This is a genomic window from Mycobacterium persicum, from assembly GCF_002086675.1.
Lineage (GTDB): Bacteria > Actinomycetota > Actinomycetes > Mycobacteriales > Mycobacteriaceae > Mycobacterium > Mycobacterium persicum.
Genome location: NZ_MVIF01000311.1, coordinates 1 through 264, shown reverse-complemented (window position 1 = coordinate 264; position 264 = coordinate 1). Strand labels below are relative to the sequence as shown.

Annotated in this window: 1 protein-coding gene; it reads right to left on the bottom strand. The window is 70.8% G+C overall.

All coding sequences use genetic code 11. The features are described from left to right. Positions 1 to 264: PPE domain-containing protein (locus BST40_RS28550; RefSeq protein ID WP_142276879.1), on the bottom strand; the 264-nt coding region annotated here is incomplete at both ends.

The window sequence follows — 264 nt, the reverse complement described above, 5'->3', positions numbered from 1 at the left end:
CCCTGCCAGGGCGCCAACTGCCCGGCGATCACCGACACCCCGCTGTGATAGCCGGCCATGGCGGCCACGGCTGAGGCCCACATTCCCTCGTACTGAGCCTCGGCAGCCGCAATCGCCGGCGCGTTCTGCCCGAACAGATTCGATAGCACCAACCGCACGAACTGATTGCGGTTGGCCGCCACCACCACCGGCCGAACCATCGCGGTCCGCGCGGCCTCGAACACACTGGCCACCGCGTTGGCCTGGGCAGCCGCCCCCGCCGCC